Origin of the sequence: Sphingobacterium sp. Mn56C (genome assembly GCF_049319645.1) — a bacterium.
Lineage (GTDB): Bacteria > Bacteroidota > Bacteroidia > Sphingobacteriales > Sphingobacteriaceae > Sphingobacterium.
Window position 1 is genome coordinate 28,332 of sequence record NZ_JBMOUC010000010.1, and the last position, 17,032, is coordinate 45,363.

A 17,032-nucleotide genomic window follows, 5' to 3' on the forward strand; every position below is an offset into this window, starting at 1 on the left:
TTAATCTAAATAACAATAACGCTAAATTAAAATGAATTTTTACGTCAAGCCAAAAGGAATTAACTATTACGCATTTATATTTTGTATGTTATGCATAAGCATATTTACGATTAATCCAAGCTATAGCCAGCATAGGGCACGAAATATAAAGATCCTTGGGTCCGTTAAAGACAGCAAAGGTAAGCAGTTGATCAAAGCTACGGTATATCTTAAAAATACAAACTACAGTACGCAAACCGATCAAAAAGGAAATTTTGTGTTGGTAGTGGTACCCGGAGAATATGAGCTTACAGCCTCTACAGTAGGATACCTATCGACCACAAAAAAAGTGAGCCTGAAACATACCGACAGCCATCAGCACCTGGTATTGGCCACTGACCCCGGCACAAATATCGAACAAGTTGTTGTACACAGTAAAACAGGAATTCAAGAGGTACGCGAATCACCGTTTAATGTGGTCGCATTAGATGCCAAGTCGCATTATAACTCCACTTTAGACTTGGCACATCTATTAGATAGAGCATCAGGGGTTAAAATTCGGGAGAGTGGTGGCGTTGGGTCCGACATGAGTATCACTCTGAATGGCTTTACCGGCCGTAACATCCGTGTTTTTATCGACGGCGTACCCATGCAAGGTATGGGCAGCGCGTTTCAGCTGAATAATATTCCGGTTAATATGGCCGAGCGTATTGAGGTGTATAAAGGTGTAGTACCTATAGAGTTTGGTGCAGATGCACTGGGTGGCGTTATTAATATTGTCACAAACCGTACAGCCAATACAACATTAGACGCCTCCTATGCGTATGGATCATTTAATACCCATAAGACAAATATCGGATTGAATCACACCTTTAATTCGGGCCTATCCTTACAGGTAAATGCCTTTCAGAACTATGCTGCCAACGATTACAAAGTAAAAACCGTATATCGAATATTTTCCGAAAGAGAGAAAAACCCTTCCGATCCAGATGACGCCTGGCAAAATGGTTCAACATGGTCTGAAGACGCACGTTGGTTTAAACGTTTTCACGATACCTATAGGAATGAGACGGTCATGGCAAAATTAGGGATTGTGGGTAAAAAATGGGCCGATAGAATGCTCTTTGGCCTAACTTTAGGGCAGGTACATCGCGATATACAACATGGTGCCGAGATGCGCTATGTTTATGGGCAACGCACGGCACATAGCAAATCGTTTTTACCCTCTATAACCTATGATAAACGCGATTTATTTGTCGAGGGACTTAGTGTACGATTAAATGCAAACTACAATTATGAAAAGGCAGGTACAGTAGATACCTCATCCTATAAATACAGTTGGACAGGCGAACGCATGTTAATAAAGGATCTACGTGGTGTTGGTACAACCTATGGTGAAGCCAGTTTCGGATTAACAGAACATGCAAACAGCAACCATTCGGCCAATTTAAACATTGGGTACCGTATTAATTCAAGTCATTCTATTGCTGTAAATAATATCTTAACGGGTTTTACACGTCGCCCTGATGTGAAAGAGATAGCGCTAAATCTATTTCCAGATCTTCCAACAGCATCGGATAGTATGAGTAGATCAAGTTTTAAAAACACCTTAGGCGTGGAGTATAGATTTACCCTGAAGCGTAAATGGAATACCAATATCCTGGCCAAGCATTATACAAATCAAGCTTCAGGACCACAGATGGAAAATCAAATGACCTACCGTCGGAAGGAGAACGTAGGTAAAATGGGGTACGGTGTCGCCAGCACCTATTTCTTTAAAGATCTGCAGTTAAAAGCATCGGCAGAAAAAGCCTACCGTTTACCTACAGACCGGGAACTATTTGGAGATGAAATATTAGAACAAGGGAATATTGCATTAAAACCCGAAGAATCCAATAATTATAATATTGGCCTTACACTGAATAAACCATTGAACAACGCTTTCAGCCTTTATGTAGATTGGTCGGGGTACTATCGCGATACCTACAATTTTATTCAAAGAACAATTGGCCGTTTAGGCGATGATTTAAATGGTATATCGCTGTACCGTAACAACAATCATGGCCGTGTTACGCGCTTAGGAACCGACGTTGAAGCACGTGTTTATTATAAAGATAAGGCTACACTCGGTGCCACATTGACCTATATGGATATTCGCGATAAGGCACGGTTTAAGGATACCGACAACAAAATTGAAAACGGTGCTTACGACACACGTATGCCAAATTTGCCGTATTTCTTTTGGAATGTAGATGCATCCTACTATGTGCATAATGCTTTTGCTAAAGGGAACACCTTAAATTTAAACTATGCTTTCAATTTCGTAGAAAAGATCTACCTCCACTCCGAAGTATTTGCTGAAAAGTCGTCCAAGGCCTTTGTCCCAAAGCAGATGTATAGCGATTTTTCGGCTACCTATATCATGAAGGACGGTAAATACAATATCGCCTTTGAAGCACGTAATATTGAAAATGCCTTGCTATATGACAACTTCAGTCTTCAAAAACCAGGAAGAAGTTTTTACATAAAGCTGCGCTACTATTTCGTGAAACGTAAATAACAGATCAGAAACAAAATCAAATACAAGATGAAAAAACAACTTTTTAAAACTACAGCAGCGGTAATTTTAGCTGCCCTGGCAACAGCCAGCTGCAGCAAAAATGAAAGCGCCACACCAGATGAACCTATAGCAGCAGGCAAAGGTAAATTTTTACTGGCGACCTCCGTAAATGCGAGCGGTAGCTCACCAGAAGCTACTTACCTTATTCCTGTGGAGAACTTAGAAGATGAAAATGCTTCCATTAGTATTAAAGGAAATGGATATGAATTTTTAAATACATTCTCCAATTATATTCCCAACGCATACGACGGCTTTGTCGCCTTAAAATATGGGCAAGGAAATGCACACGTTGGACAGCGTTTTACCATAGATGCTACTACAGGAAAAGCGACGACCATAGGTGCACAATTTGAGCTGCAAAATGGTTTTATTACTGCAGGTCTTGTGGGGAATATGGTGTATACGATTATGAGTGGCGGACGTGCCTCAGACCCTACAATCGCTACCGTAAACCGTATCGGTTTAAATGATCCACAACCCCAATTTGTATCGTTTAAAGTCAATGAATTTAAAGGCTATGAAGGTAAAAATGGATGGTTAATTGGGATTGCAGATGCCGGAGATGGGTCATTTTATACTTCGGTAGACCTTAGCAGTGAAGGCATAGATGATGTGGTTGTTGCTAAGATTGATAAAAATGTGAAAACCCAAGCTGTATTTTCAGACCCCCGCTTACCTAGATCCGGTGCGGCATACCGCTCGGCAAGGTATTCACAAATTGGTTTAGCAAGTAATGGAGATGTCTATGTATTTGCCGGCAATCAAGGAGGAACCAAAAAAGCAGGTGCCTTACTAATCAAGAAAGGTGCTGCCGCTTTTGATAAAGACTATTTCTGGGATATTGAAACTGCAGCAGATGGAAACCGTTTCCGTAAGGTCTGGGAACTATCGGGCAACAAATTCTTACTAGAATTCTACAACGATAAAGTTGCACCCCATGAAGCCAATGCTTCAATGGCTACAGCGACACACTACGCTATTGTCGACGCATCTACTAAATCTTTAAAATGGGTAACAGGCTTACCATCAAAAGCCGATATTCCAGATCTTGGCATTAAATGGCCCTATGTCTACAATGGGAAAATTTATATGGGTGTAAAAACTAGCCAGGAAACACCGCGTGTTTACGTAATTGATATTGAAACTGCAGCAGCTAAAAAGGGCGTATCTGTGCAGAATATCGATGCTATAGATGCGATCACATTTGTTAAACCGAACTAAAACCTTTAAAGTATAACGGTTGAATCCATCAACCGTTATATTTTATGCAATCTACTATGAAAAAATATTATTTAATACTTGCTGCACTGTGCTTTGTTATACCTGCTGTTGCGCAAGAAACCATTACGATAAAACATCTGAACGGCGAAACAACAGTCACAAAAAATCCTAAACGCCTTGTTGTTCTGGACATGGGGTCGTTGGAAAACTGTCATGAACTAAACATTCCCGTAATTGGAGGTTTAGGAAATGTTGCGCAGTATATGCCAAAGTATGGCGACGCAAATACGTACACCGCGGTAGGGACAGTTCCAAAAGCCGATGTTGCAGCAGTAGCCCAATTAAAGCCCGACCTTATTATTACATCAACACGGCAGCGCAGTCAAATAGACTCCTTATCGGCAATTGCGCCGACCTTAGTACTGGGAACAACTGTAGCGGATTTCTGGAGTACATTTGAGAATAATGTACAACTAATAGGAAGCATCTTTAACAAGGAGAAAGAGGCAGCGCAAAAGTTAGGTAAGTTACGCCAGAAATTAGCTCAAGTACAAGCAAAAGCCGAGGAAGACCAAAACAAGGCTGTAGTGGTTATGCATATCAATGAAAGGTTGATTCCAAATGGGCCTAATTCCAGATTTGGTTTCGCCCACGATATGCTTCACCTTAAGCCAGCCTATATTTCGGAGGCAAGCGCGGAAAACCAAGGTGAAAGAGGGAAAAGTAACGACACCCCCTCCTTGGAGACTCTAAATCCAGATTATCTATTTGTTTTCGATCGGGCTACAGGTATTCAAGGAACAATGCCCGTTTTGGCAGACCTTCTAACCGACGATGCAAAGAAAACCAAAGCCTATAAAAATGGGAAGGTATTTTTACTGCCCGGATTTATATGGTATTTATCGGGAAGTGGGTTACTGTCGGTCGACAATAAGGTTACCGATATTGGCGAAAAATTGTACGGCATAAAATTCTAAGCCTCCAAGTTACAGCAAACCGCTTTCTAAAACAGCTGTCGAGGCAGCTGTTTTTTTTATACGCAAAACTCCTTAACCCTACTATTTACCCATACAAACGGGTGAATAGTAGCTTAAAAAAAAATGTTTTTTACCTATGGAAGATATTATTATAGACACCCTACGCGAAAGAAGCATCAAGATCAGCAGCAAAAGAGCTTGGATAGTACATGAAATATGTGCTATACAAACTATTCATGACATCGAATTATTTTGGATTAGCCTCCGGCAAAAACAACCTGTATCCTGGGCCACCGTACACAGTACCTTGCGCCTACTTTATAGAAATGGGTTCTTACAAAAAACGCCAATCGGAAGCCGTTCTTTTTCTTATCATTTGATTGCTGCAGCATAAAAAATATAGGTATACAAAAGCAAACCGTTTTCTAAACATGAAGAAGCCGCATTATTTGTCCGCAAAAATTGAGCAACATTAACCAACGAATGTTGCTCAAAATATTATTTCAATGACGGTACCGAAGTAAATTAGGGCTGCATAATTAAACCCTCGATAGCCTCAATCATTAAGTTTACCGAGGTAATACCGCCACCTGAGATAAACCATACATTCGGATCCAGATAAAAAATCTTCTTATTTTTAAAGGCTTTAGTTTGTTGAATTAATGGGTTTTCAATCTCCGTTTTTACAGCCTTCCGATCCATGACGACAGCATTTCGATCGACGATAAACATATAATCCGGATCAGCCTCAGCAATCAATTCATTCGACACCTTTTGGCCGTGTACAGACTCGTCTTTAAGTTCCATTACGGGTTTAATATGCAGAACATCATGGATGAAACCAAACCTGCTACCCGAGCCAAAAGCATTGAACTTACCGCCATTATAAATCAAAAACAGCCCCTTGTTTGGATCCTTATCAAAAAACTGCTGTGCAGTACGGATTTTAGCATCTAAACTATCCAACTTCTGTTGGGCGACATCTTTCTTTCCAACAATATCGGCCAAGAGCAGCGTATTAGACTTAAACGAAGCGATATAATTCTTATTATCGGTGCCTATAAAAACTGTAGGCGCAATATCCGAAAGTTCTTTATAAAAGCGTTCCTGGCGTGCCGATATTAATATTAAATCCGGTTTTTGCGCGTGAATAGCCTCAAAGTCCGGTTCAATGACCGAGCCTACATCAGCAATATCCTCCCGTTTTTTTAAATCGTTTAAATATTCGGGCATAAACTTTTTGGGGATTGCAATAGGGGTAACACCCAATTCATGCAAGGTTTCCAGGGCGCCGATATCGAGAACGACAATACGCGATGGCTGACTAGAAATTGTGGTGACACCTAACTTATGCGGGATAGATAAGACCTCGCCATGTGCGCCATGTTGCGGTTGAGAAGGCGTATTACAAGCCGCCATACTTCCGACAACTGCCAATAAAATAACCACTAAAAATTGATTTAAACGCATATATTAAATATTAAAATAATTACAAATTTTCTTTCCGTTATGCTGTATAATTTCAAAGTTTATTCCAAAAATATCCTCTAGAATAGGGACATTAAACACCTTTTCGGTAACATCATGGTAACAAATTTCTCCATTTTTTAGCGCCATAATATAGTCCGAATACTGGGCAGCAAAATTAATTTCATGAATAACCATAATCACCGTTTTACCCTTCTCATCCACCAGACGGCGCAAAGTTTTCATGACCTGTACCGCATGTTTCATATCTAAATTATTCAAGGGTTCATCCAGCAAAATATAGGCCGTATCCTGCGCAATAATGAGGGCTAAAAAAGCACGTTGACGCTGTCCGCCACTTAGCTCGTCGACAAAGGAATTAGCGAGCTCCGTAAGGCCAGAAAATGCCAAAGCCTCGTCGACTTTTTCCCAGTCCAGGGCAGTCATCCGACCCTGGCTATGCGGAAATCGACCAAAGGCAACTAAATCTTTAACCGTTAATTTCATGTCGGTATTATTCGACTGCCTAAGAATAGCTAAATGTTTCGCCAGATCATTACTCCTATACCTATCCAAGCCTTTACCGTCGAAAAATACATCGCCACGATCTTGTTTCAATAGCCGGCATAAAATCGACAGCAGCGTACTTTTTCCGGCACCATTAGGGCCAATTAACGACGTAATAGCACGATCTGCTATAGCCCCCTGGAGGCCATTAATAACAACCTTCTTGCCGTAATTTTTAACTATATTTTCGAATTTTAATTTGCTCTTTTTCTCGTTTTCCATATCAAATACATAAAATAAACGCCCCCAATAAAATTGATTACAATGCTCACCGTAGTAGAAAAGCGAAGTACATGCTCGACAAGAAATTGTCCTGCGATTATACAAGTACAAGCGATCAGGCTACACAACCACAGCATATGTTCGTGTTTCCTCGTGTGAAACAATTCGTAGGTTAAGTTGGTCACCAATATGCCCAAGAAAGTAATGGGGCCTACCAATGCTGTAGATACCGACACCAAAAGCGCTATGATAAGCAGGTAAATGCGGATTAAGCGGTAATAGTTTAACCCTAAATTAATAGCATGCTCTCTTCCCAGGGCAATAACATTTAAGTAGCGTAAATAACGTAATGCCAGCAGTATAGCCAAAAATAACGCTACGCTGGCGATAAGCAGTAATTTGCTGTTCATTTTTGCAAACGATACAAACATATAGTTTTGAATCACCGCAAAATCATCAGGATCTATTAACACCTGAAGAAATTGACTTGACGTCATAAAAAGCGTTCCCATAACCATACCCATCAGCAGCAGGTAATAGATACTTTTGCCCTTACGGCCAAAAATCAGCAGGTACATAAAAAGCGAAAAAACCATCATAAGCAAAACAGCATACAGGAAATTTAACTCCTGAGGAATAAGCTGAAGCGCGCTATCCCCGTAGCAAAAAACTAGGATAGTCTGAAAAAGTATAAATATAGCTTCGTACCCCATCATAGCGGGAGTTAGTATCCTATTATTCGTAACCGTCTGGAAAATAAGCGAAGCAAAAGCAATGCTAACGCCTACCACCAGCATCGTGGCCAAACGTATGCTACGTCGGCTAAGCACATAGTCTAAATTGCCGGTAAGTTTGTATCCCATAAATAAGGCGATGGCAACCACGAACAACAAGACAAGGCAGACAACCTTTTGTGACTGTTTCATTGGCTCCTCCTTAAAATAAGAACAAAAAAGGTAAGCCCTCCAATAACCCCCACCATCATTCCGATTGGAATTTCATAGGGAAATATGAGCAGTCGTCCCATAATATCACAAACCATTAAAAAAATAGAACCCGCAAAAGCACTCCAGGGTAAAGCACGTTTTAGGTTATCGCCAACAAAAATACGAACCATATTAGGGATAATTAACCCCACAAATGGTATTGTTCCTACCGTAACAACAGAAGCACTCACCACCAACGAAACCGCAAGCAAGCCAAGATTTACTATAGCGGCATAAGAAAGTCCGAGATTCCGGGCGAAGCTTTCGCCCATACCCGCGATGGTAAACCTTTCGGCATAAAAGTAACAAAGCCCCACCACAGGAAGAATAAGGTATATAGACTCATACTGCCCCTGTAATACCGACGAGAAATCGCCCAACATCCACTCTTGTGTATTCTGAACAATGTTATACTTGTAGGCGAAAAATGTGGATATAGAAGCCAAGATACTGGCAAACATTAAACCTACCAAGGGAATAAAAATCGAGCTTCGGTGCCTTATTTTATTCACAAAAAAGATAAAAATAAGGGCCGTTAAGAAGGTGAAGGCCAATGCACTACAAATTTTCACCAAGAGCGAACTCTGGGGCATAAGCACCATGGCAAACAAAATTCCCATTTTTGCACCTTCCAAGGCACCTGATGTAGTTGGTGAAACAAAATTATTTTGGGATAGCTGCTGCATGATAAAGCCCGCAATACTCAGGCCAGCGCCGACCAAAACAAGCGCCAATGTACGCGGAATACGACTAATAAAGAACACCTGCATTTTGTCGGGATACTGCCATAAGTCGGCCCAATGTATATTTTTTGCGCCAGTGAATAAGGAAATCCAAACCAATAGAAATGTAATAAGAACAGTTACGCTATAAAAAATAATTTTTTCTCTCTTTCTCTTCAAAATAAACTATAGTTACTAATTATATTTTTCTCTTAATTTGAGAATCCCAAAGCAACAAAATCAAGGTTACTTTGGGATTAATATATCGCTGGAAATTCTGCATTACCACATTAAAAATAAGTGGCAAAGCTACTGCCGTTGACTACTTTATTTTCGTTACTGTATCCCCATTGCTGTCTACCTGAGGCGTTTCGCCAGGTTGCGGTCTTCCACCCTTTGTTTTATTAATAACATACGCCACCCCCTTCGCATCAACTTTAACATTATTAGGGGCAGAACCCGTTTCCACATCGGCAAGGACCTCATAAGTTTTAGCATCAATCACCGTTGTAGTCCCTGTTCCTCTATTTGCCGAGTACAAACGATTTTTTACGGGATCATATGCAATACCAATTGCCCCAGCTCCAGTGCTTATACTTTTAAGTAAAGTACCATTTAAATCCAATACCGTTAAGGTACCCGATTTTTGGTTCGTCACAAACAAGCGTTTTCCATCACTAACAATATTTACCGGAGCTTCGCCACCCGAAGAGAATGTTTTTTCTACAGTTTTTGTTTTGGTATTAACTACAGCAATAGCGTTATCCGACATAACAGTAGCGTAAATTTTATCCCTACCATTTCCAAAAGCAATTCCTGTTACCGTTTTCCCTAAGCCTGTAATCGAATGCAAATACCTGTTTGTTTTACCATCGATAACCCAAATAGTGCTGGGGTCTCCAACATCAGAGATATAAATTAAATTTGCAGCCTCATCCACTAAAACCTCACGTGTATGCGAATTCTCGGCGCCGTTTGTTATCGTAGCTAATATTTTACCTGTTTTTAAATCCACGGCACTCACACTATTTGTACGTGTATTTGTTGTATACGCTACCTGTGTTTTATTGTTAATAGCCAAACCAAACGGAGGATTATCCTTTAAAGAAATGCTGTCTACTAAACTAAGGTCTGCTGGATTTATTTTAAAAAGAGCACCCGCAGGATTCGTTCTACTACCTGCTCCCGTTACATAAATAAGGCCATCTTTACTATTAATTGCCGCTTCGTATATGCCCGTACCTGCTTTAGCAGATTTCTCTGCTTGTTGTGCAGCTACCTCTACTGTAGTCATAGACAGGAGCCCGGCAAGAAGAAACAAACTATTTTTTCTAGAAAAAGTGTTACGTAAAATCATAATAATTATATTTAATAGTTAAACATTACATTTTAAAAAAATAAGCTAAAAGCATTTACGGCAAGTCAACTTTAAGGCAGTTCGCTACGGCGCTGTAGGAAGTACAATTCAGCGATTTACATAACGCTGCCAACTTTCGAAAAAGCGTGGAAATACCTTTTGCCAATACAAAGCACCATGTTTACCCCGATCATCGATATCCACAATGAGTTCCGATGTGGTCTTTTCTCGGTGTGCGGCAGTAAATTCCAGCATATCCGTTAACATACGCGGTCTATCGCCCGTTTCACTAGCACGCTTTTCCATGCCGCCAGCATAATAAAAATAACCTTGTTCACCAATCCCATGCGAAGCAAGCGCAACAGCTTCGTTGAGCAAACCAAACACAGCAGGTTTAGCGGTCCATATCGAAGGAGAGAAAACCCCCAAATAACCGAAAACATCCGGGTACAATAAACCCGCCTCAAGAGCCAGCAGACCCGCCAAAGAACTTCCAGCCATCGCTGTAAAAGGCTTTTCGCTTAAAGTACGATAGTGCAGGTCAACATAAGGTTTTAAAGTTTCCACAATATCCTGGAGGTAATCCCGCCCTAGCGGTTCAGGAACCATCGCTGTAGGGAAAATCATATATTCCTTTTCGCGTTCCGAAAAGGGTAGGGCATGTTCAATTGCTACCACAATGGCATCGCCATTCAACCTATTAATTGATTTATCAACCTGCCATTCCACCGGGCCCATGCGGCCAAGCGATGTGGACTCATCGAATACATGCTGTCCATCATGCATATACAAGACCGGATATTTTTTTAGTGTATCTTCATAACCAATAGGGAGATAAATCCAAATCCTTTTATAGGAATCCAAGCGTTTGAAATAAAAACTATCGGCCAGCAAACTTACTCGGCTCGAAGCTGTAGATTTAGGAAATGTATCACGCCAGGCATCGATGTAAATATCCAAAGATGCATCTGTATCGCTCTCCATTACATAAGGCGGCAACAGAAAACCATCTTTACTCGCTGTTAACGTATGCCAACTGCCCCTATTGATTTTAAACTCCAGCTGCGTAGAATCGATATGCTCAAGATCAACACGCAAGCTTTCCCCTTTAGGCGGTAAAATACCTACGTATAAGCCATCAACTTTCCAGTCGACCATATTTCCAGTTAAATAGATCGGTTCTCCAATAAAATCAGTGCCGTTATTATGAAGATTAATTGTTATCGTTCTTTTAGCTTGAGGCATAATTTCTACCATGGCACGAAGCCATTCCATCATTAAATTGTTTACTATTTCGATCTGCTAATTTAGAGTCTTTCTAAATAGTTTCCAAATTATTTATATTTAATCTAATTAAAATTTATATTTGCGGTTCGTTTCACCAAATTTTTAAAGGGGATGCATAATCGTTATAGCTTTATTTTTTGTCTTATATTTTATTGTTTTTCATTGGCTGCGCAGCCAACAGATCGAATTATAGGGCTCCTTATAAATTCCGAAGGCAGCGGTATCGGGCAAGCCAACATACGTATTGCCAATCAAAACCTTAGGTCGCAGCACAACGGTTCTTTCGAAGTAGAAAACATTGCTGCCGGAAAGCATCGACTCCACATAACAGCTGTGGGGTATTCAGATTATACAGCAACCATAACGAAAGAAAAAGGTGAAAATTTAAACCTGCAAATCACGCTACAGCAACAAAATAATCTGATAGAGCAGGTTGCGGTGCAAGGGAAAACAGCGTTTCAAAAATTAAAGGAGCAGCCCATACGAGCCATAATGATAGATACCAAAGCCGTTTCCGAGCAGCCAACCACCCTAGCAGAAGTCATGAACCGAGCATCCGGTATACGTATACGGCAAAGTGGAGGCCTTGGCAACCAAGTCGATGTTTCTATCAACGGATTTCAGGGCAATGCGGTACAATACTTTCGCGATGGCATACCCTTAACATATCTTGGCGGCGGATATGGCATCAACAATGTGCCCATCAATCAATTGCGGCAAGTAGAGATTTACAAGGGAGTTGTTCCGATTAGTTTAGGTGGTGATGCATTAGGAGGAGCCGTAAACCTTGTTAGCGATCAAAGCGCTGCGAACTCTTTGCAAGCCTCCTACGAAGCAGCCTCCTTTAAAACACATATAGGAAATATATCGTGGCGGCAACAATTTCAGAAAAAATGGTTTGCCGGCGTGGATGCCTTTATAAACACATCGGCCAACAACTATAAAGTCGATGTTGAAATTGTAAATGAAAATGCCAACCTAGAGCCGGCACGTGTTCGGCTATTTCACAATGCCTACCGACATTATTTCACCGAAGCCTACTTAGGGGTAAAAGATAAAAAATGGGCAGATGAGCTGCGTCTGTCCCTAGCTTTATATAGTATAGACCGCGCTTCCCAACATCCCGCCTTAATGACCAACCCATATGGCGCTATTCAATTAACAAATAAGGGCTTTGTACCCTCAATCCGGTATAAAAAAACGCTATGGAATAGCCGGATTAACATTGATCAGTTTGTTTCATACAGTGAAACCCACAGAACACGCACCGATACCATCAAAGGAACCTATGATTGGTATGGTAATTTTACGGCAGGCACATCCGTTGGAGAGAGTCCGAACCCATCCTTAGCCCATATAGATTATACCCATATCATCAGCCGTACTGCTGCATCCTTTTCAATCGATAAAAATAATACCATTTATACCAGCTTTACCCTCGATCATAATATGCGTAAGGGAAGCGACCCATTAGGCTTCCGTTTTACAGGCACTGATGTGGATATATTAAGTAAAAAAGCAACCTATAGAAAGTCTATTCTAGGCATATCCTGGGAATCAAACTGGTGGAATAAAAAACTAACAAACCAATTGTTTGTTAAACATTTCGGCTTCTCTGCCAAAGGGATAAACGGCTTTTTAAGTAATGACACCGATTTAAGTAAATACCAGTCCATGTCGGATTTTAACTTCGGATATGGCAACGCTACAAAATACCAGATCGATGCAAACAGCTTCGTCCGGGCTTCAGTGGAACTCACCAACCGCTTACCCTTGCAAGAAGAACTTTTCGGGAATAATGATACCCGCGCACCAAATTTTAACCTTAAACCCGAGCGGAGTTTTAATGTGAACTTAGGGTACCGCTACGCTACCGCCAGGTACAGTGCAGAAATAGGTACCTTTTACCGAAAAACCAAAGGCATGATTCTGCTGGTGCCCATACAACCACCTTTCTCGCAGTATAAAAATTTAGATAGCATACAAGGTTATGGTTTTGATATAGACTTGTCGTATAGGTTATTAAAAAATGTAGAAATAAGCGGAAATGCGACCTGGCAAGATATCCGAATGGTCGATGTGGGCGAACCCCTGTATAAATGGATTGAAGGCACCCGACTAACCAACACGCCGTATTTTTTCAGCAATATCGGTGTTAAAGGAAATTTTGAGCATGTATTTTCAAAAAACGATGGCCTAAAGCCTTATATACATTACAATTTTATCCGCGAGTTTTACCTGGTTAATGTACCGAAAGATAAAGAAGCGAATGGCTTTTTAGGCCTTACCGGCAGTGCGAAGATTAGCACGAAAGATCTGGTGCCTAATCAAAGCCTAATTAATGCAGGCTTTACCTATAACTTCCCCTTTGCCAACTGGACCTTCGGTGCTGAAGTCAAAAATATTATGGATGCTAAACTGTATGATTATTATAAAATACAGCGTCCTGGTCGAAGTATACATTTTAAAATCAACTACTTTATAAAATCAACTAAAAGTTAATGTTATGAAAAAAACTAGCTTTAATTTTGTTTTAAGCATAGTATGCAGCAGTATCTTATGGGGTGCATGTACAAGCGATAAAACGCCGGAGCCTGATATCGAGCAAGGCCAGTCTAAATATGTCTTAATGACGGTAACCGATCGTACCCAACAAAATGGCGGGGGCTATATATCCGCTTACAACGAATTTCCTTCCGGATCATTTTCAAATGTTGTGGGCGGTAAATCCTTACAAGGTGTACGCGGAATGGCTGGATGGAGACCTTATGGAAACTGGATTTTCAAGATGTTCCGCAGTGCTGATGCGTCCCAGGGGATAGAAAAAATTGAAGTCGATAGGGATGGTAAAGTTACCTCAGGGCAGTTTATATCGTCTAAAAACCCTACCGAAGCGGCTAAATATTTAGGGACAGGCAACTTTGTGATACAGCATGAAACCGCAGGTTTCTATTGGGATGCTGCCGAGCCATTAAAAATTCAGAAATTCAACCCTTTAGAAATGAAGAATACCGGTACGCTGGATTTAACAGCTGCTGTGAATCAAAATATCAAGGACACGGATACAGGGATAAAATTTAAAGCTATAGGTCAAAAATTCTTGGCGATAAAAGGCGGAAAGCTATATGCCAATATCACCTATGGTACGCTATCCTCTACGCAAGCGGGATTTTTCGATGATTACTTCCCCGATGTTTATATTGCAGTTATTGATTTAGCTACCGGGCAGTATGAAAAAACTATAAAAATCGCGGATGCCGGTAGTATAGCCTATATCAATGATAATGCGATGTATGATTTTGATACCAATGGCGATTTATACATCGTAACGCAGGGAAAACATTTGCAAGGCTTGGGGGGGAAATCCAAGATCGTTCGTATCCAAGCCAACCAAACGGATATTGATAAAGATTGGGTATTGAAGTTTTCGGATTTCCGTGCCGAAGATAACGGTAAGTTTGTTGGCGTCTTTGTTAAAAATGGACAGATGATCGTGACTTTAAATACCGAATCGTTATCTGGTGGTCAGGGAGGAAATATCAATTCAAAAGATATCTGGAAATATTACAGCATAGATGTAAATAAAAAGCCATTCGTCTTTAATGCCATCCAAGGTATTCCGACAGGTATAAACCCAGGTGCTGCAGTAGCAGTAGTGGAGGTCGATGGCAAGATATTGTTGCGCGGCGCTACTGCCACAGGAACAAACGCCTATTTTGAGTTTAATGCAGCCACAAATACAGCGACTAAATCTTTTGAAGTAAACCAGGGCGGTACCGTTACCGGTTTTGTGAAAATTAAAGTGAAATAAATTTACTACACGCCAGTGTTAGCCTGTAAGCGGTAGTGTATGCGTATACTAATAAGAGTGTATGCGCATACACTACCGTAAATTATGCTTAAGGTGCCAAGCTTTTATTGGCGCCGAATCTGTAGCTTTACGCCTAAAGCAAGGCCTAAATAATCATCAAACTTCAAATATTTATTCTGTACGCGACTTATCAAATACAGGTCGCTGGTATGCAGATCGTAATAGAATTTAACCCCTTCAAAGAAGGAAGACTTGGAGTTGAAGGTATACGTGAAATTCTGACCTACAAAAATGTTAAATCTTATCTTGGTAGAGAAGCTGTAATAATTGCCGGGATATTTATCGGGTGCACTAAGCCAAAACTGTCTGCCAAAAGTAGTGTTTACATACATCCCTGTTCGTAGGGGTTGATACGTCAATCCATCCTGTAGCGCCAAGCTAAAAGGGCTGTACGTCTGTCGGAGTGTAAACGTTATTTTTATTCTTTCGGTATCATACTTCGGAACATAACCCATTAATACATCGGTAGCCCATTTGTTATTTCTTCCATAATCCCAGCCTGCACCCAAGGATATTATCCCGATAGAGCCGGCATATTGTGCAATATAACTCGAAGGAAATAAAGCTAAAGAAGCCTTTTTTAAATCCTTTTCGGCCGGGGTATTGGCCTGCATGGTATCGGTAGGTAAATGCGCATTAATTTGTGCGGTAGCAATTTGAGTAAAGAAAATAAGGGTAAAAAGTACGGTGCTGTATGTTATTTTAAAATGATACAAGTTCATGGGAGTAACCTTCTTTTGTGATCGTAAAAATTAGATATTGACGTTTCCCGATATTGGGTGTGCCATAGTATATAATACCATCCTGAAATATATCATCCTCTTGGTAGTTATGGTCGTGGCCATTATTGCAGTACAGCAGGTCAGGGAAGCGTTTTATGCTATACTGGAACACATTGGCAACATTGTTATTAAATTGTTCAGAGCTGGGACGGGCATGCATAAGAACCACCGTTTTCTCAAACCTATGGCTATCTTTTTCGCGCTCGGATTCAATAAATGCAAAGTTGGGAATAGGGTTTGAGTAGTCCGATTCAAGGGCATTGGTATTGAGACATAAAAACTTCGTTTTACCGGCAATAAAACTAAAATTCGGATTGCCGAAAAGTTTCGAAAAGACCTCCTCACCATTGGCTAGGCAGTCGTGGTTACCTATTAATGCTACGTACGGTTGTTTCAATTTTTCCAAGATATCGCGTTGCCACAGAAATTCCCTGGTAAGGCCGAAATCTGAAATGTCGCCACCATGAATAATAAAATCGATGTCATCCCGTTTATTGGCGCTGTTTACAAAATCTTTAAGCTCATCGTACCAACGCTGCGAATCGCTGATAAAGGCATAACGGATGGTGTCTTTATCGGCGTACCGTTCTTCGATTAATTTGATATTGCTGTTGTTGATGTCTTTTGTTCCTTTAATATTACCATCGTATGGGTGTACTTCAAATAAATTACATCCGTACAGTAACAAGGAAAAAAAAGCTATAGCAACCGCTAAAGTGGGGTTTTTCATAAAAATACTATATTGACTTTTTGACTAAAAATATCCAAAAGTAAGTCTTTGAGCCGTTAATTTTGCTTTGGTGTGATCATTTTTACCTAAAAATGATGCAGGCCACAAAGAGGCATCGAGAAATAATATAAGCAAAACAGGCCGCTTGTAAGGGCATTGCATTGGGGAGCACTGTGGCCCAGCGTATAGCAGGTTTAAGGGGTTTTTAGATAAAATAACTTAAGATATTTAAAAATTGAAAAAC

General features: G+C 40.5%; 14 protein-coding genes. 6 read left to right on the forward strand and 8 right to left on the reverse strand.

What is annotated here, in order from left to right:
- Positions 1–31: 31 nt before the first annotated feature.
- The 4 genes from ACL9RF_RS17395 to ACL9RF_RS17410 all read left to right on the forward strand — a co-directional run bounded on the left by ACL9RF_RS17395 (position 32) and on the right by ACL9RF_RS17410 (position 5,191).
- Positions 32–2,539, forward strand: a complete 2,508-nt coding sequence (locus ACL9RF_RS17395; protein ID WP_422801918.1) for a TonB-dependent receptor — start codon at positions 32–34, stop codon at positions 2,537–2,539.
- Positions 2,540–2,566: 27 nt separating this feature from the next.
- Complete coding sequence (locus ACL9RF_RS17400) at positions 2,567–3,820, forward strand: DUF4374 domain-containing protein (RefSeq protein ID WP_422801919.1); 1,254 nt, start codon at positions 2,567–2,569, stop codon at positions 3,818–3,820.
- Between the two features lie 56 nt (positions 3,821–3,876).
- Positions 3,877–4,797 (forward strand): siderophore ABC transporter substrate-binding protein, encoded by a 921-nt coding sequence (locus tag ACL9RF_RS17405; protein WP_422801920.1) that lies wholly within the window; start codon positions 3,877–3,879, stop codon positions 4,795–4,797.
- Between the two features lie 136 nt (positions 4,798–4,933).
- On the forward strand, positions 4,934–5,191 hold the full coding sequence (locus ACL9RF_RS17410) for a hypothetical protein (RefSeq protein WP_422801921.1): 258 nt from the start codon (positions 4,934–4,936) through the stop codon (positions 5,189–5,191).
- A gap of 131 nt (positions 5,192–5,322) precedes the next feature.
- Here ACL9RF_RS17410 and ACL9RF_RS17415 read toward each other — a convergent pair whose 3' ends face one another.
- The 6 genes from ACL9RF_RS17415 to ACL9RF_RS17440 form a co-directional block, all read right to left on the reverse strand.
- A complete protein-coding gene (locus tag ACL9RF_RS17415) occupies positions 5,323–6,267 on the reverse strand; it encodes a siderophore ABC transporter substrate-binding protein (RefSeq protein WP_422801922.1) in 945 nt (314 codons plus the stop codon).
- A gap of 3 nt (positions 6,268–6,270) precedes the next feature.
- A complete protein-coding gene (locus ACL9RF_RS17420; RefSeq protein WP_422801923.1) occupies positions 6,271–7,053 on the reverse strand; it encodes an ABC transporter ATP-binding protein in 783 nt (260 codons plus the stop codon).
- Positions 7,026–7,979: an iron chelate uptake ABC transporter family permease subunit gene (locus tag ACL9RF_RS17425; RefSeq protein ID WP_422801924.1), complete on the reverse strand. Its 954-nt coding sequence runs from the start codon at positions 7,977–7,979 to the stop codon at positions 7,026–7,028. Before ACL9RF_RS17425 ends, ACL9RF_RS17420 begins: the two co-directional genes overlap by 28 nt.
- Positions 7,976–8,941: an ABC transporter permease gene (locus ACL9RF_RS17430; RefSeq protein WP_422801925.1), complete on the reverse strand. Its 966-nt coding sequence runs from the start codon at positions 8,939–8,941 to the stop codon at positions 7,976–7,978. The genes ACL9RF_RS17425 and ACL9RF_RS17430 overlap by 4 nt, the downstream gene beginning before the upstream one ends.
- A 142-nt stretch (positions 8,942–9,083) precedes the next feature.
- On the reverse strand, positions 9,084–10,118 hold the full coding sequence (locus ACL9RF_RS17435; protein ID WP_422801926.1) for a YncE family protein: 1,035 nt from the start codon (positions 10,116–10,118) through the stop codon (positions 9,084–9,086).
- A 108-nt stretch (positions 10,119–10,226) separates the two neighbouring features.
- A complete protein-coding gene (locus ACL9RF_RS17440; RefSeq protein WP_422801927.1) occupies positions 10,227–11,396 on the reverse strand; it encodes an alpha/beta hydrolase in 1,170 nt (389 codons plus the stop codon).
- A gap of 171 nt (positions 11,397–11,567) precedes the next feature.
- Here ACL9RF_RS17440 and ACL9RF_RS17445 point away from each other — a divergent pair, with 171 nt between their 5' ends.
- Both ACL9RF_RS17445 and ACL9RF_RS17450 read left to right on the forward strand, forming a co-directional pair.
- Entirely contained in the window at positions 11,568–13,907 is a 2,340-nt protein-coding gene (locus tag ACL9RF_RS17445) for a TonB-dependent receptor (RefSeq protein ID WP_422801928.1), read from the forward strand.
- Positions 13,908–13,911: 4 nt separating this feature from the next.
- Entirely contained in the window at positions 13,912–15,216 is a 1,305-nt protein-coding gene (locus ACL9RF_RS17450) for a hypothetical protein (RefSeq protein WP_422801929.1), read from the forward strand.
- Positions 15,217–15,320: 104 nt separating this feature from the next.
- Here ACL9RF_RS17450 and ACL9RF_RS17455 read toward each other — a convergent pair whose 3' ends face one another.
- Both ACL9RF_RS17455 and ACL9RF_RS17460 read right to left on the reverse strand, forming a co-directional pair.
- Positions 15,321–15,998 (reverse strand): hypothetical protein, encoded by a 678-nt coding sequence (locus tag ACL9RF_RS17455; RefSeq protein WP_422801930.1) that lies wholly within the window; start codon positions 15,996–15,998, stop codon positions 15,321–15,323.
- Positions 15,979–16,788: a metallophosphoesterase family protein gene (locus ACL9RF_RS17460; RefSeq protein ID WP_422801931.1), complete on the reverse strand. Its 810-nt coding sequence runs from the start codon at positions 16,786–16,788 to the stop codon at positions 15,979–15,981. Before ACL9RF_RS17460 ends, ACL9RF_RS17455 begins: the two co-directional genes overlap by 20 nt.
- Positions 16,789–17,032 lie beyond the last annotated feature (244 nt).